General features: G+C 66.1%; 22 protein-coding genes and 1 tRNA gene. 6 read left to right on the forward strand and 17 right to left on the reverse strand.

The window, feature by feature from the left end; genetic code table 11:
* Positions 1–11: 11 nt before the first annotated feature.
* The 3 genes from AC1RQK_RS20775 to AC1RQK_RS20785 are packed head-to-tail and all read right to left on the reverse strand — an operon-like array spanning position 12 to position 5152.
* Positions 12–3218, reverse strand: coding sequence for an efflux RND transporter permease subunit (locus AC1RQK_RS20775; protein ID WP_492373290.1), 3207 nt, complete (start codon positions 3216–3218; stop codon positions 12–14).
* 12 nt (positions 3219–3230) lie between these two features.
* Positions 3231–4364 (reverse strand): efflux RND transporter periplasmic adaptor subunit, encoded by a 1134-nt coding sequence (locus AC1RQK_RS20780; RefSeq protein WP_492810894.1) that lies wholly within the window; start codon positions 4362–4364, stop codon positions 3231–3233.
* Positions 4361–5152, reverse strand: a complete 792-nt coding sequence (locus AC1RQK_RS20785) for a TetR/AcrR family transcriptional regulator (protein ID WP_492373292.1) — start codon at positions 5150–5152, stop codon at positions 4361–4363. Before AC1RQK_RS20785 ends, AC1RQK_RS20780 begins: the two co-directional genes overlap by 4 nt.
* Positions 5153–5320: 168 nt before the next feature.
* On the opposite strand from AC1RQK_RS20785, the gene AC1RQK_RS20790 reads away from it, so the two are divergent.
* The 3 genes from AC1RQK_RS20790 to AC1RQK_RS20800 all read left to right on the forward strand — a co-directional run bounded on the left by AC1RQK_RS20790 (position 5321) and on the right by AC1RQK_RS20800 (position 7258).
* Positions 5321–5605: a YkgJ family cysteine cluster protein gene (locus AC1RQK_RS20790; RefSeq protein WP_492373293.1), complete on the forward strand. Its 285-nt coding sequence runs from the start codon at positions 5321–5323 to the stop codon at positions 5603–5605.
* Positions 5606–5624: 19 nt separating this feature from the next.
* Entirely contained in the window at positions 5625–6185 is a 561-nt protein-coding gene (locus AC1RQK_RS20795; RefSeq protein ID WP_492373294.1) for a DUF1439 domain-containing protein, read from the forward strand.
* Between the two features lie 191 nt (positions 6186–6376).
* Entirely contained in the window at positions 6377–7258 is an 882-nt protein-coding gene (locus AC1RQK_RS20800; protein ID WP_492810897.1) for an undecaprenyl-diphosphate phosphatase, read from the forward strand.
* 109 nt (positions 7259–7367) lie between these two features.
* Here AC1RQK_RS20800 and trmB read toward each other — a convergent pair whose 3' ends face one another.
* The 3 genes from trmB to AC1RQK_RS20815 all read right to left on the reverse strand — a co-directional run bounded on the left by trmB (position 7368) and on the right by AC1RQK_RS20815 (position 9487).
* A complete protein-coding gene (trmB, locus tag AC1RQK_RS20805; RefSeq protein WP_492810899.1) occupies positions 7368–8135 on the reverse strand; it encodes a tRNA (guanosine(46)-N7)-methyltransferase TrmB in 768 nt (255 codons plus the stop codon).
* Between the two features lie 75 nt (positions 8136–8210).
* Positions 8211–8285 (reverse strand) — tRNA-Gly (locus AC1RQK_RS20810).
* 266 nt (positions 8286–8551) lie between these two features.
* On the reverse strand, positions 8552–9487 hold the full coding sequence (locus tag AC1RQK_RS20815) for an aldose epimerase family protein (RefSeq protein WP_492810901.1): 936 nt from the start codon (positions 9485–9487) through the stop codon (positions 8552–8554).
* Positions 9488–9742: 255 nt separating this feature from the next.
* Between AC1RQK_RS20815 and AC1RQK_RS20820 the strand changes: the two genes are divergently transcribed.
* On the forward strand, positions 9743–10228 hold the full coding sequence (locus AC1RQK_RS20820) for a cupin domain-containing protein (RefSeq protein WP_492810903.1): 486 nt from the start codon (positions 9743–9745) through the stop codon (positions 10226–10228).
* A 45-nt stretch (positions 10229–10273) separates the two neighbouring features.
* Here AC1RQK_RS20820 and AC1RQK_RS20825 read toward each other — a convergent pair whose 3' ends face one another.
* Positions 10274–11488: a polyhydroxyalkanoate depolymerase gene (locus AC1RQK_RS20825; protein WP_492810905.1), complete on the reverse strand. Its 1215-nt coding sequence runs from the start codon at positions 11486–11488 to the stop codon at positions 10274–10276.
* Between the two features lie 502 nt (positions 11489–11990).
* Here AC1RQK_RS20825 and AC1RQK_RS20830 point away from each other — a divergent pair.
* Entirely contained in the window at positions 11991–12647 is a 657-nt protein-coding gene (locus tag AC1RQK_RS20830; protein WP_416049381.1) for a glutathione S-transferase family protein, read from the forward strand.
* Between the two features lie 67 nt (positions 12648–12714).
* Here the strand turns inward: AC1RQK_RS20830 and AC1RQK_RS20835 are convergent, their stop codons facing one another.
* Both AC1RQK_RS20835 and ubiD read right to left on the reverse strand, forming a co-directional pair.
* The gene (locus tag AC1RQK_RS20835; RefSeq protein ID WP_492810907.1) at positions 12715–14751 is read right to left on the reverse strand and encodes an acetoacetate--CoA ligase; all 2037 of its coding nucleotides are present in this window, start codon (positions 14749–14751) and stop codon (positions 12715–12717) included.
* 82 nt (positions 14752–14833) lie between these two features.
* Entirely contained in the window at positions 14834–16363 is a 1530-nt protein-coding gene (ubiD, locus tag AC1RQK_RS20840; protein ID WP_492373300.1) for a 4-hydroxy-3-polyprenylbenzoate decarboxylase, read from the reverse strand.
* Between the two features lie 632 nt (positions 16364–16995).
* Here ubiD and AC1RQK_RS20845 point away from each other — a divergent pair.
* Positions 16996–18063, forward strand: coding sequence for a lytic transglycosylase domain-containing protein (locus AC1RQK_RS20845; RefSeq protein WP_492810909.1), 1068 nt, complete (start codon positions 16996–16998; stop codon positions 18061–18063).
* 87 nt (positions 18064–18150) lie between these two features.
* On the opposite strand, the gene AC1RQK_RS20850 is transcribed toward AC1RQK_RS20845, so the two are convergent.
* The 8 genes from AC1RQK_RS20850 to AC1RQK_RS20885 all read right to left on the reverse strand — a co-directional run bounded on the left by AC1RQK_RS20850 (position 18151) and on the right by AC1RQK_RS20885 (position 24872).
* A complete protein-coding gene (locus tag AC1RQK_RS20850; RefSeq protein WP_492810911.1) occupies positions 18151–19332 on the reverse strand; it encodes a pyridoxal phosphate-dependent aminotransferase in 1182 nt (393 codons plus the stop codon).
* A 162-nt stretch (positions 19333–19494) separates the two neighbouring features.
* Complete coding sequence (gene nusB / locus AC1RQK_RS20855) at positions 19495–20016, reverse strand: transcription antitermination factor NusB (protein WP_492373302.1); 522 nt, start codon at positions 20014–20016, stop codon at positions 19495–19497.
* Positions 20009–20512: a 6,7-dimethyl-8-ribityllumazine synthase gene (gene ribH / locus AC1RQK_RS20860; protein WP_150984096.1), complete on the reverse strand. Its 504-nt coding sequence runs from the start codon at positions 20510–20512 to the stop codon at positions 20009–20011. Before ribH ends, nusB begins: the two co-directional genes overlap by 8 nt.
* Positions 20513–20578: 66 nt before the next feature.
* Positions 20579–21691: a bifunctional 3,4-dihydroxy-2-butanone-4-phosphate synthase/GTP cyclohydrolase II gene (gene ribBA / locus AC1RQK_RS20865; protein ID WP_492373303.1), complete on the reverse strand. Its 1113-nt coding sequence runs from the start codon at positions 21689–21691 to the stop codon at positions 20579–20581.
* A 258-nt stretch (positions 21692–21949) separates the two neighbouring features.
* Positions 21950–22579 carry a riboflavin synthase gene (locus AC1RQK_RS20870; protein ID WP_492373304.1) on the reverse strand — a complete coding sequence of 210 codons (630 nt, stop codon included), beginning with the start codon at positions 22577–22579 and terminating at the stop codon, positions 21950–21952.
* Positions 22580–22663: 84 nt separating this feature from the next.
* Positions 22664–23782 (reverse strand): bifunctional diaminohydroxyphosphoribosylaminopyrimidine deaminase/5-amino-6-(5-phosphoribosylamino)uracil reductase RibD, encoded by a 1119-nt coding sequence (gene ribD / locus AC1RQK_RS20875; protein WP_492810914.1) that lies wholly within the window; start codon positions 23780–23782, stop codon positions 22664–22666.
* Between the two features lie 60 nt (positions 23783–23842).
* Positions 23843–24340 (reverse strand): GspH/FimT family pseudopilin, encoded by a 498-nt coding sequence (locus tag AC1RQK_RS20880; RefSeq protein ID WP_492810916.1) that lies wholly within the window; start codon positions 24338–24340, stop codon positions 23843–23845.
* Positions 24341–24422: 82 nt separating this feature from the next.
* A complete protein-coding gene (locus tag AC1RQK_RS20885) occupies positions 24423–24872 on the reverse strand; it encodes a type IV pilin protein (protein WP_492373307.1) in 450 nt (149 codons plus the stop codon).
* Between the last annotated feature and the right edge of the window lie 46 nt (positions 24873–24918).

The following is a 24918-nucleotide window of genomic DNA, read 5'->3' on the forward strand; positions in this document are numbered from 1 at the left end:
GCTGGCTTGCCTCATTCCGCGCTTGCTGGCTTGTGCGCCGCCGTGTCGTCGGCTGCCGGCGCGGTGGCGGAAGCCGCCTGAGCTTGCTTGCCGCGCCACTTGCGGCCCAGCCACGCGCTGAAGTCGTCGAGGTACGTATAGATCACCGGGACCACCACCAGGGTCAGGATCGACGAGGTGATGATGCCGCCGATCACCGTCTGGCCCATTGGTGCGCGTTGCTCGGCGCCTTCACCCAGGCTGAAGGCCAGCGGCACCATGCCGAAGATCATGGCCAGCGTGGTCATCAGGATTGGCCGTAGCCGCACCCGGGCAGCGGCAACCAGCGCGGCCTCGCGCGACATCGGTGGCTGGCCGTCGGCGCCGCGCCGGGCCTGGTTGGCAAAATCCACCAGCAGGATGGCGTTCTTGGTCACCAGCCCCATCAGCATGATGAAGCCGATGATGGAGAACATGTTGAGCGTGGAGCGGAACAGCAGCAGTGCCGCGAACACGCCCACCAGCGTGAGCGGCAGCGAAGTCATGATGGCGATCGGCTGGAAGAAGCTGGCGAACTGCGAGGCCAGGATCATGTAGATGAAGATCACCGCCAGCGCCAGCGCCGACACCGCGAAGCCGAACGACTCGTTCATCGACTTGGTGGAGCCGCCGAAGCGGTACTTGTAGCCCGCCGGCCAGTTCATGCCATCCAGCGCCGCCTTGACCTCGCGTGCCACCTCGCCTTGCGAGCGCCCGGCGGTATTCGCGGTCAGCTCCACTTCGCGTGAGAGGTCGCGCCGGCTGATCTGGTTGGCGCCGGTGGTCGGCACCAGTTCGGCGATCTGGCGCAGGGGCACCATGCGCGGCGAGCCGTCGGTGTTGGTCTGGTTGCCGGCGATCATCAGCGCGCTGAGATCCGCCATGCCGGTGCGGGCGTCCTTGGGCAGGCGCACGCGCACGTCGTAGTTCTGGTCGTCGGGGGCGCGCCATGAGCTGATGGCGTCGCCGGCCAGCAGCGGGCGCAGCGCGTTGCCGATCTGCACGATGCCCACGCCCAGGTCGGACGCAAGCTCGCGGCGGATGCGCACTTCCACGGTGGGGCGGTCGTCCTTCATGCTGGAGTCGAGGTCGGTCAGGCCGCGCACGGCGGCCATGCGCCGGCTGGCTTCCAGCGACAGGCGCCGCAGCGTTTCCAGGTCATCGCCCTGGATCGACACCTGCAGCGCCTTTTGCCCGCCGGCGCCATCCGGCATGCCGACCATGGTCAGCGTGATGCCGGCGATGCTGGCCATGCGCTCGCGGATCATCGGGTTAAGCTCTTTGGTGGTGAGTTTGCGCGCGCGGCGCTCGGTCAGGCGCACCGACACCAGCGCGTTGTTGCGCCCGGAGGTATTGCCCGAGTTGATGGTGGCGTAGGTGTAGGCCACCTCGGGGAAGGCCTTAAGCGCGGCTTCCACCTGCCTGACCTTGGCTTCGGTAACGGCCAGGGAGGTGCCCACTGGCGTGGTGAAGCCTACCTGGGTTTCGCCCAGGTCGGCGGCCGGTACGAATTCCGTGCCGATCAGCGGCACCAGCGCGAAGCTGCCCAAGAATGTCACCGCCGCGATGATGGCGGTGGCCAGCCGGTGCTTGAGCGCCCAGCCCAGCATCGAGCCATAGCCGTGGCCGAGCGCATCCATGCGCGCCGAGAACCAGTCCAGCATGCGGCCCACGGTGCGGCCGTACAGGCTCTTCTTGTTGCCGGTGCCGTGCAGGTCGGGGTCGTGCCAGACCGAGGAAAGCATCGGGTCCAGCGTGAACGAGACGAACATGGAGATCAGCACCGCCGCCACGACAGTCACGCCGAACTGGTGGAAGAAGCGGCCGATGATGCCGCCCATGAAGCCCACCGGCAGGAACACCGCCACGATGGAGAAGGTGGTGGCCAGCACCGCCAGCCCGATCTCGTTGGTGCCGTCGAGCGCTGCTGTGCGATGGTTCTTGCCCATCAGGTTGTGCCGCACGATGTTCTCGCGCACCACGATGGCATCGTCGATCAACAGGCCCACGCACAGCGACAGCGCCATCAGCGTGATCACGTTGAGCGTGAAGCCAAACATGTACATCACGCCGAACGTGCCGATCAGCGCGATCGGCAGGGTCAGCCCGGTGATGACCGTGCTGCGCCACGAGCCGAGGAAGAGGAAGACGATGGCCACGGTCAGGAAGGCGCCTTCGAGCAGCGTGGAGCGGACTTCCTTGACGCTGCTGCGGATGCCGCGTGCGGCGTCGTTGACCACGGTGAGCTGCACGCCCGCGGGCAGCAGCTTGCGCACTTCATCGGTCATCTTGATCAGGCCATCGACGGTGTCGACCGTGTTCTGGCCCTGTGCCTTCACCACCGCCAGGAACAGTGCGCGCTTGCCGTCCAGCATGGCCAGGCTCTCCTGCTCCTCCTCGCCGTCGCGCACGTCGGCCACCTGCTCCAGCGTGACCGGCTGGCCGGCCCGGCGCGCCACGATGATGTGGCGGAAGGCATCCGGCGTGATGACGCGGCCCTTGATCTGCACCACCGTCTCGGTGGAGGTGGAGCGCAGCTCGCCCGCGGGGAGTTCCTGGTTCTCGTTGCGGATGGCGTCCATCACCTGGTTCACGCCGATGCCGAGCGCCTCCAGCTGGGCGGGGCGGATACGGATCTCCACTTCGCGCTTGGTGCCGCCAACGAGGCTGATGGCGCCCACGCCGCGCACGGTCTCCAGCCGCTTGCGCACGATCTGGTCGGCGATGGTGGTCAGCTCGCGCTGCGTGCGCTCGGCCCCAGGCGCGTTCGACACGGACAGGTAGAACACCGGTGCGTCCGACGGGTCGTAGCGCAGCACGCGCGGGTCTTTCACCTCGTCGCGGAACTGCGGGCGGATCAGCGCGATCTTGTCGCGCACGTCCTGCGCGGCCTGGCCGACATCGACGGACAGGTCGAACTTGATCACCACCACCGAGGTGCCTTGGTAGGAGTGCGAGAAAATCTCGTCGATACCCGAGATGGTGTTGACGATTTCCTCGATCTTGCGGGTGACGTCGGATTCCACCGATTCCGGCGCGGCGCCTGGGTACTCGGTCTGCACCACGACGATGGGGAAGGTGATGTCCGGGAACTGGTCAACCGGCAGGCGCTGGTACGAGAACAGGCCGATCACGATGAAGGCCATCATCATCATGGTGGCCAGCACCGGGTTGTGGATGGACAGGCGGGTGAACCACATGGGCGGGGGCTCCTACGCCTTGACCAGCTTGACGCGGCTGCCCGCGCGCAGGGTGCCGAGGTTGTTGCGCACCACCTTGGCGCCGGTGGCCAGGCCGCCGGTGATTTCCACCAGCCCGCTGGCATCGTCGCGGATGCCAAGCTTGACCTGTCGCTCAGCCAGCACGTCATTCTCCACGCTGTAGACGAACGCGCGCTCGCCATCGTTGCGCACCGCTGTGGCTGGCACCGCCACTACGCCGGCGTGGTGGCCAAGCACCAGCGAGCCCTGGGCGAACATGCCCGCGCGCAGGCGCGCCTCGGGGTTGTCCACCCGCACATAGACCATGATGCTGCGTGTGCCCTGGCTTACCGCTGGGTTAATGCGCACCAGCTTGCCCTCGAAGCGGCCACTGCCTTCCACGTCGAGCTGCACGGCCTGGCCGACGGCAACGCGAGCCACATCCGCCATGGGGATCGGCGCCTCGAGTTCTAGCGCGCGCAGGTCGACCACGTCGATCAGGCGCGTGTCGGGCGAGACCTTCTCGCCCGGCTGCACCGCGCGCGCGGCCACCAGGCCATCCAGCGGCGATTTGACGATGGTGTCGGCGAGCGCTTTCTGCGCGACTTCAAGGCCGCCCTGGGCGGCGTCGAGATTGGCGTGCGCCACGTCCAGGTTGCTCTGGAAGCTGTCGAAGGCAGTCTTTGAGATAAAGCCCTTGGCCACCAGCTCGCGGTTGCGCTCGAAGGTCTGCTTCGAATTCTCATACTGGCCGCGCGCCGCCAGCATCTGCCCGCGCGCCTGCGCCACCTTGGCCTGGTATTCGGTCGCATCGATGCGCACGATGACCTGGCCGGCGCGCACGGCTTCGCCCTCGCGCACCAGCACTTGCTGTACCTCGCCCGCGACCTTGGCCTTGACCGAGGCCTGATTGAGCGCCCGCAGCCCGCCCGACAGCGGCAGCGACACGCGCAAGTCTTGCGTGGTGGCCTCGACCAGGTCGGATGGCAGGAACTCCACCAGGTCTTGCACCGCGGCAGCCGGGGCCGCCGGGCCCGCGCCGGGCTTGCCATTGCTTGCCTTGCGCACGGCGGCGGCGGCGCTGAGCACGGCAACCACCGCGATGGTGGCGATCGCAGCGATCAGGATCTTCTTGCGTCGGGTCATGCGGTCTCCGGCGGCGGCGCAGGGATCTCCCGCGCGGCCTGCTGCCCCTGCGCTTGTGCCAGGGCTTCTTGTTGTATCTGTTCCCAGACGTAGGGGCCGACCTTGGGCGGCAGCGGCGTATCGCGCGCCGCGCCGGTGGTCAGGCCGAACAGCAACATCTGGAGCAGGTTGTCGAGGAACGCCTCGGGGTCGATCTCGATGCGCGACGACGCGCTGAACGCACGCTGCCACAGCATCAGGAACATCAGCGGCGCGCAGATCAGCGTTGTGGTCGGGTTGGCCGGCATGTCGCGCAACTCGCCACGCGCCACGCCGCGCTTGAGCACGCGCGCGAACAACTCATCGCCCGGCAGCACCACTTCCTCGTGGTAGAACTGGGCAATGTCAGGAAAATGGCTGGATTCGGCCATGATCAGCTTGGTCAGGCCGGCCACCGGCGTCGCCCCGACCAGGCCCCACCAGCCGCGCAGCAATTCCCTGAGCAACTCCGGCGTCGAGCCCTGGTAGTTCTCCACCAGGTCGATGCCCCTGGTCAGGGTCGGCACCAGGTTTTCGCGCACCACTGTCTTGAACAGCTCTTCCTTATTAGCAAAGTACAGATAGACGGTGCCCTTGGACACGCCCGCCGCGGCGGCGACATCTTCCAGCCGGGTGGCCGCATAGCCGCGTTCGACGAAGAGATCGAGCGCGGCGGCCACCAGTTCCTGTGGGCGCGCGGCCTTGCGGCGAGCCCAGCGTTTGGTGTTGGCGGATTCCTGATTCTGGCTCTGGCCTGGCGGGTTTTTCACTGGGGCGCTGTGCACCTCTGCGGGCGGGCGCTCCGCGAGATTTGCTAATAAATAACTCTTGGGTCAGTAATGTAGTGGAGGGCAATCCGGCGGTCAAGCGCGGGGAGGGCCGTACGGCTTGGGGCACAATATGGTCTGCCGGGCGTTGTCCGCGCCTGAACCATTGCCATGTCCCCTCAGTCTGAACTCACTTGCCGGCCCGATTGTGGCGCTTGTTGCACCGCGCCCTCCATCACCTCGCCGATTCCCGGCATGCCCGATGGCAAGCCGGCCGGCATACCCTGTGTGCAGTTGCTGCCCGATCGGCGCTGCGCGATTTTTGGCGAGCCCACGCGGCCGGCATTTTGCGCCGGGCTCAAGCCCTCTGCCGACATGTGCGGCGAAACCCGCGGGCATGCGCTGGCCTGGCTGACGCAGCTCGAGGTTGCCACCGCGCCTGGCCGCACAGCCTGAACCCGCAAGGAACAAACAGATGGTCATGATCAATCGCCGGCGCTGGCTGGCAGCAAGCGCCGGCGCCGCGCTGGCCGCGGCACTCGTCGGCTGCGGCATGATGGGCAACGACTACACCTTCTCGCAGAGCCAGCTGCAATCGGCCCTGGAGCGCAAGTTTCCGTTCAACAAGCGCTATATGGAGCTGTTCGACATCCAGCTCGCCAACCCGCAGCTCACGCTCGACCCCAGCCGCAACCGGGTGAACGTGCAGTTCGACGCGACAGTGAACAACCGCCTGTTCTCCGGCGAGCCGATGACCGGCCGCTTCGCGCTGGACAGCGGGTTGCGCTACGACCCGGCCAGCCGCGCGGTGGTGCTGCAGGACCCGCAGGTCCAGCAGTTCGACGTCAAAGGCCTGCCGCCTCAACTCACGCGCCAGTTCAACGCGCTCGGCGGCATCCTTGCGGAGCAGTTGCTGCAAGGCTATCCGCTCTATACCTTCCGCCCCGACGAGCTGCGCCTCGCCGGCACCAGTGTCGAACCCGGTACAATCACCGTTTTGCCCAACGGGATCAACGTCAAGATCAATCGGCCTTGATGACGCGCCGCGCCCAGGCATGCACGTTGCGCAGCCACTGCGGTGTCATGGTCGGGGCGGATAGTTGTGATTCCTGGCGCCTGGCGCGTGGCTGATGACATAGGGCTGACGGTTGCCCGTTTCCCTTTTGCTCGCCTGTCCTTGGCTTTTCCTTCGCTCTTCCATTCAGCATTCCACACATTCCAATCAGCATGGATATTGCCCTCGCCCTGAAAGCTGTGATCCTCGGCATCGTCGAAGGACTGACCGAGTTTCTGCCCATCTCCAGCACAGGTCACCTGATCCTCGCCGGCCAGCTGCTCGACTTCAATGATGAAAAGGGCAAGATCTTCGAGATCGTGATCCAGTTCGGTGCCATCCTGGCGGTTTGCTGGGAGTTCCGCCACCGCATCGTCACCGTGGTGGGCGGACTGGCCACCGATGAAAAGGCCCGGCGTTTTGCCATCAACGTGATCGTGGCCACCGTGCCGGCGATCGTGCTGGCGCTGGTATTCGGCAAGTGGATCAAGGCTCACCTGTTTAACCCGATCACCGTGGCCACCGCATTCATCATCGGCGGTGTGGTGATCCTGTGGGCCGAATGGCGGGAAAGCCATCGCGGCCAGGTATCGCACCCGCAGGGCAATGCGCTGCTGGAGGCCGCCAAGGCCGGCGCACCGCGGATCGAGTCGGTAGACGACCTGAACTGGCGCGATGCGGTCAAGGTCGGGCTGGCGCAGTGTTTCGCGCTGATCCCGGGCACCTCGCGCTCCGGCGCCACCATCATCGGCGGCATGCTGTTCGGGCTGTCGCGCCAGGTAGCCACCGAGTTCTCCTTCTTCCTGGCGATCCCGGTGATCTTCGGCGCCACCGTCTACGAGCTGTATAAGTCGCGCGCGCTGCTGTCCGCCGACGACCTGGGCATCTTCGGCATCGGCTTCGTCTTCGCCTTCCTGTCCGCCTTCTTGTGTGTGCGCTGGCTGCTGCGTTTTGTCGCCACCCATGACTTCAAGCCGTTTGCCTGGTACCGGATCATTTTCGGCATCGTTGTGCTGGCGACGGCATACTCTGGGCTGATCGCCTGGCATGCCTGAAGGCGGTAGCGGTAGATAGTACCGGCGACAACTGTCGCACCATGAAAAAAGCGTGGCTCAAGGCCACGCTTTTTTCATGGTGCGCCGGCGTGCGGCGCGGCCTTCGCCTTCAGGCCCGTTTGCGGAACACCACGTCCCACACGCCATGGCCCAGCCGCACGCCGCGGCGCTCGAACTTGGTCACCGGGCGGTAGTCCGGCCGCGGCGCAAAGCCGCCGGTGGCGTCCGAGGTGTTGGTCAGGGTGGGTTCGCCCGACAGCACTTCCACCATCTGATGGGCATACTCTTCCCAGTCGGTCGCGCAGTGCAGGTAGCCGCCCGGCTTCAGGCGGTTGGCCAGCAGCTTGACCAGCGGCGGCTGCACCAGGCGCCGCTTGTTGTGGCGCTTCTTGTGCCACGGGTCGGGGAAGAAGATATGCACGCCATCCAGGCAGGATGCCGTCAGCATGTGCGCGATGACCTCTACGGCGTCATGCGGCATGATCCGCACATTGCCGATCTCGCGTTCGCCCAGCAGCTTGAGCAGGGCGCCCACGCCGGGTTCATGCACCTCACAGCCCAGGAAATTGTCCTGAGGGCGCAGTTGCGCGATATGCGCGGTGGTCTCGCCCATGCCGAACCCGATCTCGAGGATCGCTGGCGCGGCGCGGCCGAACGTGGCCTCCCAGTCGAGCGGCTGCGGTGCATAGGGCAGGATGAAGCGAGGCCCCAGGTCATCGATGGCACGCTGCTGGCCGGTGGAGGTTCGCCCCGCGCGGCGCACGAAGGAACGGATGCGGCGCGGGTGTGCCACGTCGCTGCCGTCGGCAGCCTTGGCGGGCGCGTTGTCAGCGTCGTCGGCTGGCGTCGGGTCGGAACTGGGGTCTTGGGGGAGCATGGCAACAAAAAAGCCGCCGGGCGATCCTGATCGGGCATGCGACCAGTGGCGAAGGCGGCTCGTCTCAATCTGATGTGGAGCGGGCGATGGGAATCGAACCCACGTCTTTAGCTTGGGAAGCTAAGGTAATGGCCATTATACGACGCCCGCAAGAAGCGCGATTCTACGCGGGATGCCCCGGCGAGCGCAAGGTGCGCGGGTGCCGGATCCTATGAAAAGTGCATTATCTCGCGCTCTGGCGTACCGACGGAGCCGGTGCGCCGGGGCCTGCGTGGCCCCTTAGACGCCAAACGCTGTCATCTGGGCGACGGCGAGGTTGACCTGGTCGATGCCGCTGCTCTGCTCGGCCGCGAGCCGCTGCTACCGCCGCGTTCAGTGCCAGGATGTTGGGGGGAACTTGAAGGCGCGATGGCGCCCTATGGAGTCACCCGCAGCCGGCAGACCGCCGCTTCCTCCTGGCCCGGCGCGAGCCAGCGCAGCCCCGTGCCGTGGTGGATGGCGTTGGGCAGGCCGAGCCAGGGTTCCACGCAGTAGAAGTCGGAGTCGGCGCGCTCCGACCAGGTGGTGACCGCGAACCACGGCGTGCTGCCAGGCGCGTCCAGCTCGATCACCAGCTTGCGGCCATGCGCAGCGGTGGCATCGGGCGGCGTGGCCAGCGTGCAGTGGCGCGGCGCCGCAGGCTGCGCCTGCAGGACGTGAAAGGTGTCTTGCAGGCGCGGGTCGTCGAGCTGATAGGTCTCGGCGCCTTTGCCGTTCGCCTCCAGCGAGCCGTCGGGGCGCTGGCGCATCAGCTCCGCGGCCGGCATGGCCAGCGTGGACGCGGCGCGCGCCTGGTGGGCAAGCGGGAAGTAGAAGTGGTGGCCAGCGTAGTAAGGCAGGGGCTGCTCGCCGGTATTGCGCGTGCGCAATGTGGCTTCGAGGTTGTCGTCGAGCAGCCGGTAGGTGACCTCGAACAGGAACTCGAAGGGGTAGGCCGCGCGCGTTGCGTCCGACGCTTGCAGCGTCATGGTCAGGCTGCGTCCCGCCTCAAACCGCGTGACCGCGAAGGGCAGGTCGCGCGCGAAGCCGTGGATCGGTAGCGTCCGCACGGTGCCACTGGCGTCTTTCCATGCGCCGGGCACGCTGTCGACGAAGTGCCTGGCAATGAAGGGGAACAGTATCGGGTTGCCGCCACGCACGCGGGCCAATTGGGACCAGTCGGCGTTCTCCGGCCAGTAAAGGATGTCCTCGCCGCGATGCACCCAGCGCACCAGGCGGGCGCCGAACTGCGGGGCGAGCAGCATGAAACTGGAATCGTCTCCGACCCGGATCAGTTCCTGGCCTTGGAAATGCATAGAATTGAGAGGCGGCATGCAAGTTGCGGCGGGAGTGGGCATCGCTGCATGATAGCCGTCAACGCGCCGTGCCGCGGCACCTCTCCGGTGCTCGGCTCCGCCCCCGGCGGGTGCAGGGGCGTCGGGCGTCCATCAGGCATGCGCCTTTCGCAGCGATCGGTGCGCCACATTCGGACCGGTTCTCGCCGCTTTCGGCGCTGCGTGGGCACGTGGCCGCTGGCGTGAATGTTGCGTCGCAGCGCAGAGCGTTTCCCTCAGCGAAAGGAGCTTGTCATGGCCGAGTCCCTCAGCAAGTCCACCGCGTCCGCTGGCGATGCCGCCACGGATGCCTCTCCCACGAAGTTCTCCCACGTGCGCCCGCAAGACACTGCCTTCGTCGACCAGGGTTTGCGCGATTTCTTCCTGTATCGCGACCTGGGCATTGCCGAGGCTACCGGCGGCAAGCTGCTGGTGCAACTGGTCAAGGCCAACCAGCCGCCCGTGCAAGGCACCGGCTGGCACCGGCACGAGGCGCAGTTCCATGTGGTACTGATGCTCAAGGGCTGGGCGCGCTTCATGTACGAGGACAAGGAGACACTGGTGGCGACTGGCGATTGCGTGCACCAGCGCCCCGGCATCACACATTTTCTGTTCGACTACTCGCCGGACATGGAGTACCTGGAGATCGTGGGGCCGGCGGATTTTGGCACCGTCGAGGTCGAGGGTCCGTGCGCGGTGCCGGCGGTGACGCCGTGGCCGGCGGACCAGACCGCTGCCTAGACACCTGGCTACCTGGCCGCGCCGCGCGGCCTTATGCGTCCAACCTCACGCGTTCATATAGACGGCGTTGCGCACTAGCGGATAGACCTGCGAATCCCAGCGCTTGCCGTTGAACACGCCGTAATGCCCCACACCGGTTTGCACGTGGTGCATGCGCATATAGGGCCGCAGGCTGCCGCACAGTTCCTGCGCGGCCATGGTCTGCCCGATGGCGCAGATATCGTCGCGCTCGCCCTCCACCGTGAGCAGCGCCGTGCGGTGGATCGCGTGCGGGTTCACGCGGCGACCGCCTACGTCCAGCAGGCCCTGCGCCAGCAGGAATTCCTGGAACACCATGCTCACGGTTTCGAGATAGAACTCCGCGCTCAGGTCCATGGTGGCGAAGTATTCCTCGTAGAACACCTGGATCGCATCCGCGCGATCATGCTGGCCGCTGGCACGCAGATCGTAGAGGTCGCGGAAAGCCTGCTGGTGGCGCTCGCTGTTCATGCTCATGAAGGCGATCAGCTGCATGAAGCCGGGGTAGACGCGGCGCATCGCGCCGGCAAAGCGAAGCGGCACGTAGCTGGTGAGCGAGCGCTCGAACCATTCGATGGGCTGGCTGGTGGCGAGCTCATTGACCTTGGTCGGGTTGATGCGCGCGTCGATGGGGCCGGCCATCAGGATCAGGCTCGGCGGCTGCGCCGGATCGTTATCCTCCGCCATCAACGCCACGGCGGCGAGCGCCGCCACGGTCGGCTGGCACACCGCCATCAGGTGCGTGCCGCCGCCCAGCACGCGCAGGAAATCGATCAGATGGTAGACGTACTCGTCAAAGCCAAAGCGGCCGTGCGCCAGCGAGATGTCGCGCGGGTTGTGCCAGTCGGTGATGTAGACATCATGATCGCGCAGCATGGTCTGCACGGTGCCGCGCAGCAACGTGGCAAAGTGGCCCGACATCGGCGCCACCAGCAGCACGCGCGGGTGGCCGGAGACACCGTGCTTGCGAAAGTGCAACAGCGAGCAGAACGGCGTGCTCGCGGTCACTTCCTCCGTAACCTGTACCGGTGTGCCGTTCACCATGACGCTGTCGATGGCGAACGGCGGGCGATGGTGCGTCAGGCGGCTTAGTGCGAGCACCTCGCAGGCCGCACGCGTGGCAAGCATCGGCTCGCATCCTGCCAGGCGCGGATTTTCTGCAAGCGTGTTCGACACCATGTCGGCCAGGCTGCAGGCGGGCTGCATGAGATCCGCATAAGTCTGGTACACCTGATACAGCATGGCTCGCCCCCTTTTATGCGTTGACCTCATCAGCCGCAATATGCGTGCCACGGCGAATCGCGTTGGCATGAGGCTTGCGGGCCTGCCCGTATGGCGGAACGGGGTGACCTGTTCTGGTTCGTATGCGGCGCAAACGCCGCGCGCGAACTGCGCACGCGGATCTTCGCCAGTACATCTGCCTCATGCTGGTGCTGCGCGGCGCACCGTGCCGGTGCCGCCGTGGCCGCAGGATTTTTAGCCGCGAAACGGCGCGCCTGATGCAGGCTTTTTTCGGCTGCGGCGCAGGCCTCTGCGCCACATCAAGGCAAGAGCAAGGTAAGCGCAATCAGAAACTATGTCCCCGCCATGATGTAGTACAAATTCATAGTAGAAGCAGCGAACACAAAGCACACAACGCATAGCGCGACACTGCAGCGAGAGACACGGGCGCACCGTCTGCTGGCACACAGACGACGGGGTTCGCCCGCCGTGCAACGGCTTTTCCAGGTGGCAAGGAGGCGGGATGGCAAGGACGACACTCACCATCAGCAGTAAAACGTATTCATCGTGGTCTCTGCGCGGCTGGCTGCTGGTGCGCTTCGCGGGACTGGAATTCGAGGAGGTGCTGGTGCCCCCCGATGACGCCGCGGCGCGCGCGGAAATCCTGCTGCTGTCGCCCTCGATTCTCGTTCCCCGCCTGCTGCACCAGGGCGTGACCGTGTGGGACACGCTGGCTATCGCCGAGTATCTCAACGAGGTCCGCCCGAAGGCCGGCCTGTTGCCCGATGACCGTGCCGCACGCGCGCATTGCCGCGCCATCTGCGGCGAGATGCATTCGGGCTTTGCTGCCATGCGCGCGGCGTTGCCCATGAACTTGAAGGGGCACTTTCCTGGCTTCAAGGTGTGGTCGCGCGCGCAGGCCGATATCGATCGCATCGCGCAGATCTGGACCGAGTGCCTGACGCAATACGGCGGCCCCTATCTGTTTGGCGAAACGCGCACCATGGCCGATGCGATGTACGCGCCGGTGGTGACGCGCTTCGTGACCTACGGCGTGATGCTGGATCCGGCGCCGGTGGAGTACTGCAAGCAGATCCTGGCCATGCCGGAGTTGCAGGAATGGATCGCCGCGGCGAAGAAGGAACCCGACGAAATCAGCGAACTCGAAGTGGAGTTCTGACCTTCTTGCCAGGAGAAAGAAGAGGGCGCGCCGCGGCGTTCAAGGTTGCGGTGCGCACTTTCTCCTTTCACACCGCCGCGGACTCGCTGGCGCGCGCCGCGATAAATCGCTCGGCGTAGGCGAAATACCAGTCCAGCGCTTCCGGGTTGGCCATGGCGTCGCGGTTGGCGATCTTGTCGGGCGCGTGGCCCAGCAGCAGCTTCTTGATGGGCACTTCCATCTTCTTGCCCGACAGCGTGCGCGGCACGCCGGGCACCTGCAGGATCTCGTTGGGCACATGGCGTGAAGACAGCGCGCTGCGGATGCGTGCGCGCATGGTGTCGCGCAATGCATCGTCCAGCACCATGCCCTCGCGCAGCACCACGAACAGCGGCATATACGAGTCGCGTCCCAGGTATTCGAGGTCCACCACCATGCTGTCGAGCACTTCCGGCAGGTCCTCCACCACGCGGTACAGCTCGCTGGTGCCCATGCGGATGCCGTGCCGGTTGATGGTCGCGTCCGAGCGGCCGTAGATGATGGCGCCGCCGTGCGCGGTGATCTTGATCCAGTCGCCGTGGCGCCACACGCCGGAATAGGTATCGAAGTAGCTGTCGCGGTAACGCTGCCCGTTCGTGTCGCCCCATAGGAACAGCGGCATCGACGGCATCGGCGCCGTGCAGACCAGCTCGCCCACCTCACCCACCAGCGCATTGCCCGCTTCGTCGAAGGCTTCGACTTTCGCACCCAGGCAGCGGCACTGCATCTCGCCCGAGTAGACCGGCAGGATCGGGCAGCCTGCCACGAACGAGCCGGCGAAGTCGGTGCCGCCGCTCATCGGCGCAAGCCAGATGTCCGCGCCCACGTGGCGGTAGATCCAGTCATAGGCCTCGGCTGGCAGCGGCGAGCCGGTCGAGCCGAGCGCGCGCAGCCGGGAAAGGTCGGCCACGCGCGCGGGCTCGATCCCGGCCTTCATGCCGGCCGTGAAGAACGCCGCGCCAGCGCCAAAGGCGGTGACGCGCGCGGCATCCACGAAGCGCCACAGCACGCCGGCGTCTGGCCAGGCTGGATTGCCGTCGTAGAGCGCGATGGTGCTGCCCAGCAGCAGCCCCGCGATCTGCGCGTTCCACATGATCCAGCCGCTGCTGCTGTACCAGTGGAAGACGTCGTCCGGCCCGAGGTTGTTGTGAAACGCCATCAGCTTGAGCTGCTCGATGACGATGCCGCCGTGGCCGTGCACGATGGGCTTAGGCATGCCGGTGGTGCCGGAGGAGTAGACGATCCACAGCGGGTGGTCGAATGGCACGGATTCAATCGCCAGCGGTACGCGATGCGCCAGCACCGCCTGCCAGGCATGGCGGCGTACGTTGGCGGGAAGCGGGATGGCGTTGGGGGCGGCATGTGCATCAGTGTGCTCGCCCGGCACCAGTAGCAGGTCGGTGAGCGAGGGCAGGGCGGCGGCCAGGTCCGCCAGCACTGGCGCCCGATCGTAGGCCTTGCCGCCATAGCGGTAGCCATCGACGGCGATCAGCACCTTGGGTTCGATCTGGCGGAAACGGTCGCTCACCGCCACCTGGCCCATGTCGGGCGCGCAGCCCGACCAGATTGCGCCAAGGCTGGCGGTGGCCAGGAAGGCGACGACCGTGGCGGGGATGTTCGGCAGGTAGCCTGCCACGCGATCGCCGCGCGCCACGCCCATGCCGCGTAAGGCATGGGCCAGCGAGGCAACCTGCTGCTCCAGCACATCCCAGCTCAGGTCGGTGACCGCGATGGATTCGCCGGCGTAGCGGATGGCCGTGCGCTGGCGCGCGGCGCCGCTGCCGGCATGGCGGAACACTTGCTGCACGTAGTTCAGGCTGGCGCCTTCGAACCAGCGCGCGCCGGGCATCTGCGCGCTGCCGAGCACGCGCTCGGCAGGGCTATCGAAGCGCAGGTCGAAATAGGCGCGGATGGCGTCCCAGAAGGCTTCCAGGTCGGTCACCGACCATTGCCACAGCGCGGCGTAGTCGGCAAAGGCGAGGCCACGCTCGCTCTCCAGCCAGCGCATGAAGTGCGCAATGCGGCTGCCGTCGCGGAACGCCTGTGACGGCGTCCATCTCAGTTGCCCTTCTTCAAGGGTAGTCATGTCTCCTCCTCGGGTCCGTCTCGCGCGGACGTGCGGACGGGTTGCGATGCGGTCTTGGTGTGATCTTACATGCTGGCCGCCATCACGCTTTGGCGCGGGCTTCGAACAAGGCGTCCCACATGCCGTCGACCCGGGCTTTGACCGCGGCATCCATCTGGATCGGACGACCCCATTCGCGGGTGGTCTCGCCGGGCCATTTGTCGGTGGCATCGATGCCCATCTTCGAGCCCAGCCCCGACACCGGCGAGGCAAAGTCGAGGTAGTCGATCGGCGTGTTTTCCACCAGCACGGTGTCGCGCGCGGGATCGACGCGGGTGGTGATGGCCCAGATCACTTCCTTCCAGTCGCGCACGTCGACATCGTCGTCCACCACCACGATGAACTTCGTATACATGAACTGGCGCAGGAAGCTCCAGACGCCGAACATCACGCGCTTGGCGTGGCCGGCGTACTGCTTCTTCATGCGCACCACGGCCATGCGGTAGCTGCAGCCCTCCGGCGGCAGATAGAAGTCGGTGATCTCCGGGAACTGCTTTTGCAGCAGCGGCACGAACACTTCATTGAGCGCCACGCCAAGCACCGCAGGTTCATCGGGCGGCTTGCCGGTATAGGTGGAGTGGTAGATCGGATCGCGCCGCATGGTGATGCGGTCGATGGTGAAGACGGGGAACCAGTCCTGCTCGTTGTAATAGCCGGTGTGGTCGCCGTACGGGCCTTCCAGCGCATGCTGGTAGCCGGACGGGTGATCCGGGTCGGGCTGGATGTGGCCTTCCAGCACGATCTCGGCCGAGGCCGGCACGCTCAGCTCGGACAGCGTCGGCGTGATGCAGCCGGCTAGCGCGGTGCGGCTGCCGCGCAGCAGGCCCGCGAACTGGTACTCCGACAAGGTGTCGGGCACCGGGGTGACGGCGCCGAGGATGGTGGCGGGGTCCGCGCCCAGCGCCACCGCGATCGGGAACGGCTTGCCGGGGTTGGCCAGCGCGTGCTCGCGGAAATCCAGCGCGCCGCCGCGATGCGCCAGCCAGCGCATGATGACCTGGTTGCGGCTGATCACCTGCTGGCGGTAGATGCCAAGGTTCTGGCGCTTCTTGTGCGGACCCTTGGTGATCACCAGGCCCCAGGTGATCAGCGGCGCCGCGTCTTCCGGCCAGCACGTCTGGATCGGCAGGCGCGCCAGGTCCACGTCGTTGCCTTCCCACAGCACCTCTTGGCAGGCTGGGCTGTTGACGCGCTTGGGCGCCATGTCCCACACCGATTTAACGAGGGTGAACAGCTTGCCGGCTTCGCGCAAGCCACGGGGCGGCTCAGGCTCTTTGAGCGCCGACAGAACGCGGCCGATGTCGCGCAGGTCGGTCAGGCTTTCCGCACCCATGCCGAGGGCTACTCTGCGTGTCGTGCCGAACAGATTGGCCAGTACGGGCACGCTATAAGTCTGACCAGGCCGATGGGGATCGCTCGGGTTTTCGAACACGACTGCCGGCCCGCCCGCTCTCAACAGCCTGTCGCAAATCTCGGTCATTTCGAGGTTGGGCGACACAGGCGCACCGATCCGTTTCAGTTCGCCAAGGCCTTCCAGTTGGCCCAGGAAATCGCGCAAGTCGTTGTATTTCATGATTTATTCGATTGAGGCGCAGGCACGTTAGCGCACCTGTCCATGCAAGGTGTGTGATGCAATACTCACATTAATATGATGGGGCACAAAAAAATCGTCCCAATTTGTATGTCCAAATTGTAAATTTTTTGACTCCGCCTCGGTCGGCAAGGAAGGCCTCCATGCTTTGCCAGTACTGAGTTTCACCCAATGGAGGGGGCACGGAAGTGCGTCAAAGACCCTTGTTACATATAACCAAAAGCTTTGTTTATTCGAAACGTTATTCTTGACGATGTATAAAAGGGTTCCTACAATCCGGTTCTGCTCGTTGGAGTGTTGCGGTGCAGCACATTTTCTTCTGCCCTGTCAAGGGGATTAGTGGGGAATTATCCATATCTGATCATATGAGCGGATGCGTCTGAGCAGGACGGATTCGATCGATCGCCCCGGCCGTGGCCGGGTGCTTTGAGTAGTTCGCGGCAGGGCAGGCTCCCCCAAGAGCCTACCCTGTTTCTCGTTGGGCGCATGGGGAGCGCCCACCAACAGGTGCTGGACGTCTTTGCTGGGCGGCGCGGCATCCTTACTTGAATACGCGGTCAACGGGCGTGCGGCGCAGCAGCGTGGCACGAAGCGGACAGCGGATGGAGGTAAGTATGAGTGGTTGGAAAACCCTTCATCTTCCCGGAGTCGGGCGGGCATTGCAGGTCCGTTTCAGACACCCGGTACCCGGAGTGAGTCGGGCATTGCAGGTCCGCCTTGCACATCCGGTCGCTGGCCGCGCTTTACGCAGTGGCCGCGCAACGTTGAAATATGCCCTGAACAGTCTCGGGGTTGTGTCTGTAGTCGCCGCGGTATCGCTATCTGTCAGCCAGGAATGGCGTACGGCCCTGGCCGGTGCGCTGGCTGGCGAGGAAGCGCCTGCGGTATTGATGGAAGCGGCGGTGCCAGCCTCCACGGCCGATGTGGCCGCGGCCAAGCTGGGCCTGACGATGGCGCAGTCCAAGCCGGCAGGATTGCCGACCGTGTCCGGTACGGACGACTGGGGCCAGCAGCCCGCCGGCAAGGTGCCCTCCGTGGCTCACCTGGCCGCGCAGATCCCGGCACAGCGCGTGGCGCTGGATGCACGTAACCCGGCCACGCTGGGCAGCGCGCGTGAGCAGGCCGTGGTGGCTGAGTACATCGCGCGCAAGTATCGCGTGGCGGCGCAGGCCACCGCGCAACTGGTGAAGGCCGCATACCTGACGGGGCGCGAGGTCGGCATCGATCCGCTGCTGATCCTGGGCGTGATCGCGATCGAGTCCAGCTTCAATCCGTACGCGGAGAGCGGCGTGGGCGCGCAGGGCCTGATGCAGGTGATGACCAAGGTCCATCAGGACAAGTACGAGGCCGTGGGCGGCGTGGCAGCCGCGCTGAACCCGTACGCCAACATCAAGATCGGTGCGCTGGTGCTCAAGGACTGCATCGCCCGCGCCGGTTCGCTGGAAGGCGGCCTGAAGTATTACGTGGGTGCGGCGACCACCAACACCGATGGCGGATATGGCGCGAAGGTGTTGGCAGAGCGTGCCCGCCTGCGCCAACTGCCTGGCGTGCGCAGCGTCGCGGCTGAGCCGGTGTCGGCCAAGCCGGAAGTGGCGGCGGATGCCAAGGCACAGGCCGAGCATCGTCACGGCACGGCCGGCGACAAGCTGGAAGCGGCAGGCAACGTCCCGAAAAGCGCCTGATCGCGGGATCCTCGTATCTCGGGCAGCGCAGAAAAAAAGCACCCTCCGGGGTGCTTTTTTTCGTTGCCTGACGGCTCTGGCTGGCGTTCAGGCGAAGAACTTGCCCAGGCGCGCCATGGCTTCCTCGATGTTTTCCATCGAGGTTGCGTAGGAGATCCGGATGTAGTCGCTCGCCGTGTATGGACCGAAGTCCTGGCCCGGCACCAGCACCACGCCGGCATCGTGCAGCATGGCCTGGGTCAAGGCATCGGCATCGCCGGCGGACGGGTGGTTGACGCCACGGCAGTCCGCATACACATAGAAGGCGCCATCCGGCTTGACCGGCACCCGCAGGCCCAGCGACTCCAGCGCCGGCACGATGGCATCGCGGCGACGGTGGAATTCCGCCTTGCGCGCGTCGTAGATCGCCAGCGCCTCGGGGGAGAAGCAGGCCAGCGCGGCGTGCTGGGCGACGGCTGACGCGCAGATGAACAGGTTCTGCGCCACTTTCTCGAAGGCGCCTACCAGTTCGTCCGGGACCACGAGCCAGCCCAGGCGCCAGCCGGTCATATTGAAGTACTTGGAGAAGCTGTTGACGGTGATCACGTCGTCGTCGAGGCTCAGCGCCGATACCGGCGGTGCATCGTACGACAGCCCCTGGTAGATCTCGTCGACGATGGCAAAGCCCTGGCGGGCCCGCACGGCCTTCAGGATGCGCGCCAGTTCGTCCGGCAGGATTGAGGTGCCGGTAGGGTTGGAGGGCGACGCCAGCAGCACGCCGCGGGTCTGCTCGCCCCAATGTGTCTCCACCTGCTCCGCCGTGAGCTGGAAGCGCTGGGCCGGGCCGCTCGGGATCATCTTCGCGCGGCCGTCGAAGGCGGCAACAAAATGCCGGTTGCAGGGGTAGCTGGGGTCAGGCATCAGCACCTCCGCGCCAATCTCCACCAGCACGGCGCAGGCCAGCAGCAACGCGGCCGAGGCGCCGGCGGTCACCACCACGCGGCGCGCAGGGATGTTGATCCCGTACATGGTCTTGTAATAGCCGGCGATGGCCTCGCGCAGCGGCGCGATGCCCAGCGCGCTGGTGTACTGGGTGACGCCGCGGCGCATGGCGGCCTCGGCGGCCCGCACCACGGGTTCGGCGGCGGTGAAATCGGGCTCGCCGATCCCCATGTGGATGATGTGGCGCCCGGCACGCTCGAGTTCGGCGGCCTGCTTGGCCAGCTCCATCACGTGGAAGGCATCGATATTGGCAAGACGGGAGGCAGTGGCGAGGCGCTGCAGATCCATGGCGGGATAGGCTTGGTGGGCCTGATAGGCGGGTTGATGGGGGTTAGGCTGCAGTTAAGCTGCCGTTAGTCGGGTGTTGGCCGCGGTAGAAGTAAAAACACCCGCCGGAGCGGGTGTCGGTACGGCAAGCATGGCACCGTGAACGGCGCCGGTTGCCGTCGTTCAGCGTCGGGCGGCCAGTTCCGGCGCGCGCACCTTGGCGGCCAGCTTGTCCAGCACGCCATTGACGTACTTGTAGCCTTCGACGCCGCCAAAGGTCTTGGTCAGTTCCACGGCTTCGTTGATGACAACCTTGTACGGGATGTCCACGCAGTGGATCAGCTCGTAGCTGCCGATCAGCAGGGCCGCGCGCTCGACCGGCGACAACTCGCTCACCGGGCGGTCCAGGAACGGTTCGAAGGCGCCCGTCAGCCGGGTTTCTTCGCGGATCGCGCCATTGAGCAGTGCATCGAAGTGCTCGCGGTCAGCCTTGTTGAAGCCTTGGGCGTCGTGCAGGTGGGCCTGGATCGCATCGGTATCGTTGCGGTTCAGCAGCCACTGGTACAGGCCCTGCAGCGCGAGTTCGCGCGAGCGGCGGCGCGCGCTCTTGGGCGCTGCCTTGGGCTCGGCCTTGGCGACGGGCTTGGCGCTGGCGTCGTCCGCCGGCTTGCCGGCGGGGTTGCTGCTCTCGGGCGCGTCACTCATCGTCGTCCTCGTCTTCATCCGCTTCCTGGCTGCGCAGCGAATCCAGCGCGGAGACCAGGTTGGCCATTTCCACCGCGGCGCGAGCGCAGTCGCGGCCCTTCTCGCGGGTACGGGCATGGGCCTGGGCGTCGGTGTCGACGGTCAGGATGCCGTTGGCGATGGGCACATTGAAGTCCAGGCCGACGCGGCTGATGCCGGCGCCCGATTCATTCGACACCAGCTCGAAGTGATAGGTCTCGCCACGCACGACCGCGCCTAGCGCGACCAGCGCATCGAACTGGCCGCTTTCAGCCATCTTTTGCAATGCCAGCGGGATTTCGAGTGCGCCCGGCACGGTCACCACCAGGGTGTCCTCGCCTTCGATGCCCAGCTTTTCCAGTTCGGCGACGCAGGCTTCGAGCAGTTCGGCGCAAACCGGTTCATTGAAGCGCGCTTGCACGATGCCGATGCGCAGGCCTTCACCTTCGAGGTTGCTGGGGTAGAAACCGTGATCCATCTTATCTTCTCCTGGGTTCGGGGTGGCGGCCCGCGATAGGCTCGCGGCCGCCGTGTATCCGGTAGTTCAGTTAGCCTGGCCGCCGCTCATGGGCTGGTAGCCAGTCACTTCAAGGTCATAGCCGGTCATGCTCGGCATTTTCAGCGGAGATGCCAGCACGCGCATCTTGCCCACGCCGAGATCCTTGAGGATCTGGGCGCCGGTGCCGTAGGTGCGCAGGTCCGGCTTCACGCGCGGGCGGTTTTGCGGCGCGTCGAGCGCCGAGAACTGCGTGAACAATTGTTCGGCCGTGTCGCCGCAGTTCAGCAGCACCATCACGCCATGTTCGGACTGCGCAATAGCCTCGAGCGCGGCGGGCACGCTCCACGAGTGCGTGGTACGCGACACTTCCAGCAGGTCCAGCGTGGAAAGCGGCTCGTGCACGCGCACCAGCGTTTCGTGATCAGCCTGCGGGTTGCCCTTGACCAGCGCCAGGTGGGCGCGGCCGCTCGGCTTGTCACGATAGATGATGCTGTGGAACGTGCCATATGGCGTTTGCATGGTGCGCTCGCCGGCGCGCTCGATGATGCTCTCGGTGCGGCTGCGGTAGTGGATCAGGTCGGCAATGGTGCCGATCTTGATGTGATGCTCTTGTGCGAACTCGATCAGGTCCGGCAGGCGCGCCATGGTGCCGTCGTCCTTCATGATCTCGCAGATCACCGCAGCCGGCGTCAGGCCGGCCAGGGCGCCCAGGTCGCACCCGGCTTCGGTATGGCCGGCGCGGATCAGCACGCCACCGGGCTGCGCAGTCAACGGGAAGATATGGCCGGGCTGGACCAGGTCGGCGGCACGGGCATCCTTGGCCACCGCGGCTTGCACGGTACGGGCCCGGTCGGCCGCCGAGATGCCGGTCGTGACGCCTTCGGCTGCCTCGATCGACACCGTGAAGTTGGTGCCGTGCACCGTGCCGTTGCGGCTCACCATGGGTTGCAGCTCGAGCTGGCGGCAGCGTTCGGCGGTCAACGTCAGGCAGATGAGGCCCCGGCCGTACTTGGCCATGAAGTTGATCGCCTCCGGTGTGACGAAATCGGCAGCCAGGACCAGGTCACCCTCGTTCTCGCGGTCTTCCTCGTCAACCAGGATGACCATGCGGCCGGCACGGATTTCGGCAATGATTTCTTCTGTACGGGCGATTGTCATAGCTTGCAGGCTGGGAAGCTGGCTGAAGTTTGGGCTGGAATTCTGGCTGAATTTCGGGCGGGATGGCTTGCTGGCCGGCTGCCGCTTCAGGGTATACCGGCTGGCCGCGGCAGCGGTCTGGCCCAATATTGTACGTCAACCAGGCGCCGCAGGGCGCGCGGCGCCCGTAGGGCCAATGCAGATGGCCCTGCGGGCGGCGGCGGCCGGTGGAAAGTCAGATGGCCTTGGCAGGCCGCGTGGGTGCCGAAAAGGCGTGGGTCAGGCGGGTTTTGGCGCGCTCAGCATCCGCTCCACATAGCGAGCGATCAGGTCGATCTCCAGGTTCACGCGCGCGCCGGGCTTCAGGTCCTGCAGCGTGGTGACCTCGATCGTGTGGGGGATCAGGTTGATCGAGAACGTGCAGCCGTCTTCGTCGTCGATGACCTTGTTGACCGTCAGCGACACGCCGTTGACCACCACCGACCCCTTGTAGGCCAGGTAGCGTCCCAGCTCGCGCGGGGCGCGCACGCGCAGTTCATGCGACTCGCCGACCGGCGCGAAGTGGGTGACTTCGCCAAGCCCGTCGACATGGCCCGAGACCAGGTGGCCGCCGAGGCGGTCGGCCAGGGTCAGCGCCTTCTCCAGGTTGACCCGGCCGGGCTTGTCCAGGCCAGCGGTCTTGTCGAGCGATTCGCGGGAGACATCGACGTCGAAGGCGTCGCCGTCCAGCGCGATGACCGTCATGCAGGCCCCCTGGATGGCGATGCTGTCGCCAAGGATGACATCGGACAGGTCCAGCCCGTTGGCACGGATGCGCAGGCGCACACCGGCATCGGCTGCGGCTTCGCTGCTGCCCAGCGGGGATACGGTTTCGATGCGGCCGACGGCCGCGACAATGCCAGTGAACATGATCGATGCTTGATGCAATGGGAAAACACGCATGCTAGCAGGTGCGCAGCGGATTCGTTTTGCTCGCGGCTTGCCGGCAGGCGATCAGACGTGATCGGCGCGGCGCGCGATCAAGCGCAGGTCTTCGCCGATCATGCGCACGTCGTGCCAGCGGAAGGCTGCGGCGTCCTGCAGCCGCGCCAGGGGCGGCAACTGGAACATGCCTTGCGCGTCGCCCAGCAGCTTGGGCGCGAGGTAGATCAGCAACTCGTCTGCGCAATGCTCGCGGATCAGCGATCCGTTGAGCTTGAAACCGGCTTCCACGTGCAGCTCGTTGATGCCGCGCCGGCCGAGTTCTTCCAGCATGTGGCGCAATTCCACCTTGCCGTGGGGATTGGGCAGCACCACCACTTCCGCGCCGCGGGCTTCCAGGGCGCGACGGCGCGCGCCATCGTCAAAGGCGCAGAACACCAGCACGGGCTTGGCAAAGTCGCCGGTGTCCGGCGTCAGCAGGCGCGCGTCCAGGGGAATTTCCAGTCGGGAATCCACCACCACGCGCTGAGGCTGGCGCGGCGTGTCCACGGCACGCACATTGAGCTGCGGGTTGTCGTCGCGCACGGTGCCGATCCCAGTCAGGATAGCGCTGGCGCGCGCACGCCAGGCGTGGCCGTCGTCGCGTGCCGCCTGGCCGGTAATCCACTGGCTGCTGCCATCGTGCAGCGCGGTGCCGCCGTCGAGCGAGGCGGCCACCTTGACACGCACCCAGGGCAGGCCACGCGTCATCCGGTTGACAAAGCCGATGTTGAGTTCGCGTGCTTCTTTTTCGAGCAGGCCGCAGCGTACGTCCACGCCGGCTTCGCGCAGCCGCTGCAAGCCACGGCCCGAAACAGTCGGGTTCGGGTCCTCCATGGCCGCCACCACGCGCGCGATGCCGGCGCGCACGAGCGCGTCCGCGCAGGGCGGCGTCCGGCCAAAATGGCTGCAGGGCTCGAGCGTGACAAAGGCCGTGGCGCCCTTGGGATCGTTCCCGCGCGCCGCGGCATCCTTGAGCGCCTGGATCTCGGCGTGATCCTGCCCGGCGGGTTGGGTGAATCCCTGGCCGATGATCTTGCCGTCCTTGGACAATACGCAGCCAACGCGCGGGTTGGGCGTGGTGGTGTACATGCCACGCTCGGCGAGCGCGAGAGCCTGTGCCATGGCTGCGTGGTCGGTATCGGAGAACATGAGGCCTGGTGCTTCCTGCCGCGCGGGCGGTGAGTTGGATATGGTTACAGTCATCAGGTGTCAGGGCGGCTCGGACTGTGCGAGGCCGTCGCAATCGGCATCCTGCCCCGGCGTGCACAAGCGGACGCGGCCGTGGGCGCCGAGCCTTAGCTGCCGCTGTTCGCCCCGGCAGGTCACGGTGAAGGTGGCGGCGAGAAACCCGCCTTGCTCTGAGCGAGAGTATCCCACAGCTGTCATGCGCAGCGTATGGCTGCCTTGCGCGGTCGAGCGCAGGGCGATGCGCAGGCAGGCCTCGCGCAGCTCGACGACAGCAAGCAAGCCGGCGTTGTCCTGGCCCGGCTCGTCTCCCGGCTCCAGTGCCAGCTGCCAGCCTTGGTCCAGCGACGAAGCACCCGGCAAGGGCCTCAGTACCACGTCGGATCGCCGGGCTACGGCGGCCGAGCGCGCCACCGCCAGCGAGCCGGCCAGGCGGTCTGCCGCCAGCATCACCTGCTGGCGCGCCTGCAAGCGCTGCCAGGACGGCAAAGCCAGCGCCGCCAGGATGGCCAGCACAGCCACGCAGGTGAGGAGTTCGGCAAGCGTTGCGCCGCGACGCGAATGCCGGTGCCAATTCCGGTGCCAGATCCGACGCACGGCCGCCTCAGCACGCCTGGGGCAGCGGCACCGGCTCCGTGGCAAAGGCCGGCTGGGCAAGCCACTCGCCGGTGCTGCGCAGAATCAGCGTGCCGCATGACGCATCCGGCGTCTGCGGCACGGCGCGCAGCTCCACGCAATGCGCGAGCCCGCTGCCCGGGCAGGCACTGGCATTGATCCAATGACGCGGGCGCGCTGCCTGGGCGGGCACCGACTGCGGCCACTTGCCGGCAGCCGTCGCGCCGCCCGGCTGGGCGGCGAAGGTCATGGTGGCGAGCGCGTGGCGCTCCAGGTCCAGCATCAAGCCGATCAGTGCGCTGCGCGCCTCGGCGCGCCTGCCGCGTTCCATATGCTGGTGCCAGGCAGGCATCACCATTGCCATAAGGATTGCGGAGACAGTCAGCGTGATCAGCAACTCGAGCAGGGTGAAGCCGATTGGGCGGTGGCAAGGTGTCATGCAGGGAGCTCCGGGAAGCGGTGGCGCGGTTGGCGGTGGATTGGTC

The sequence above is a fragment of the Cupriavidus sp. GW822-FHT02D05 genome, assembly GCF_058802485.1.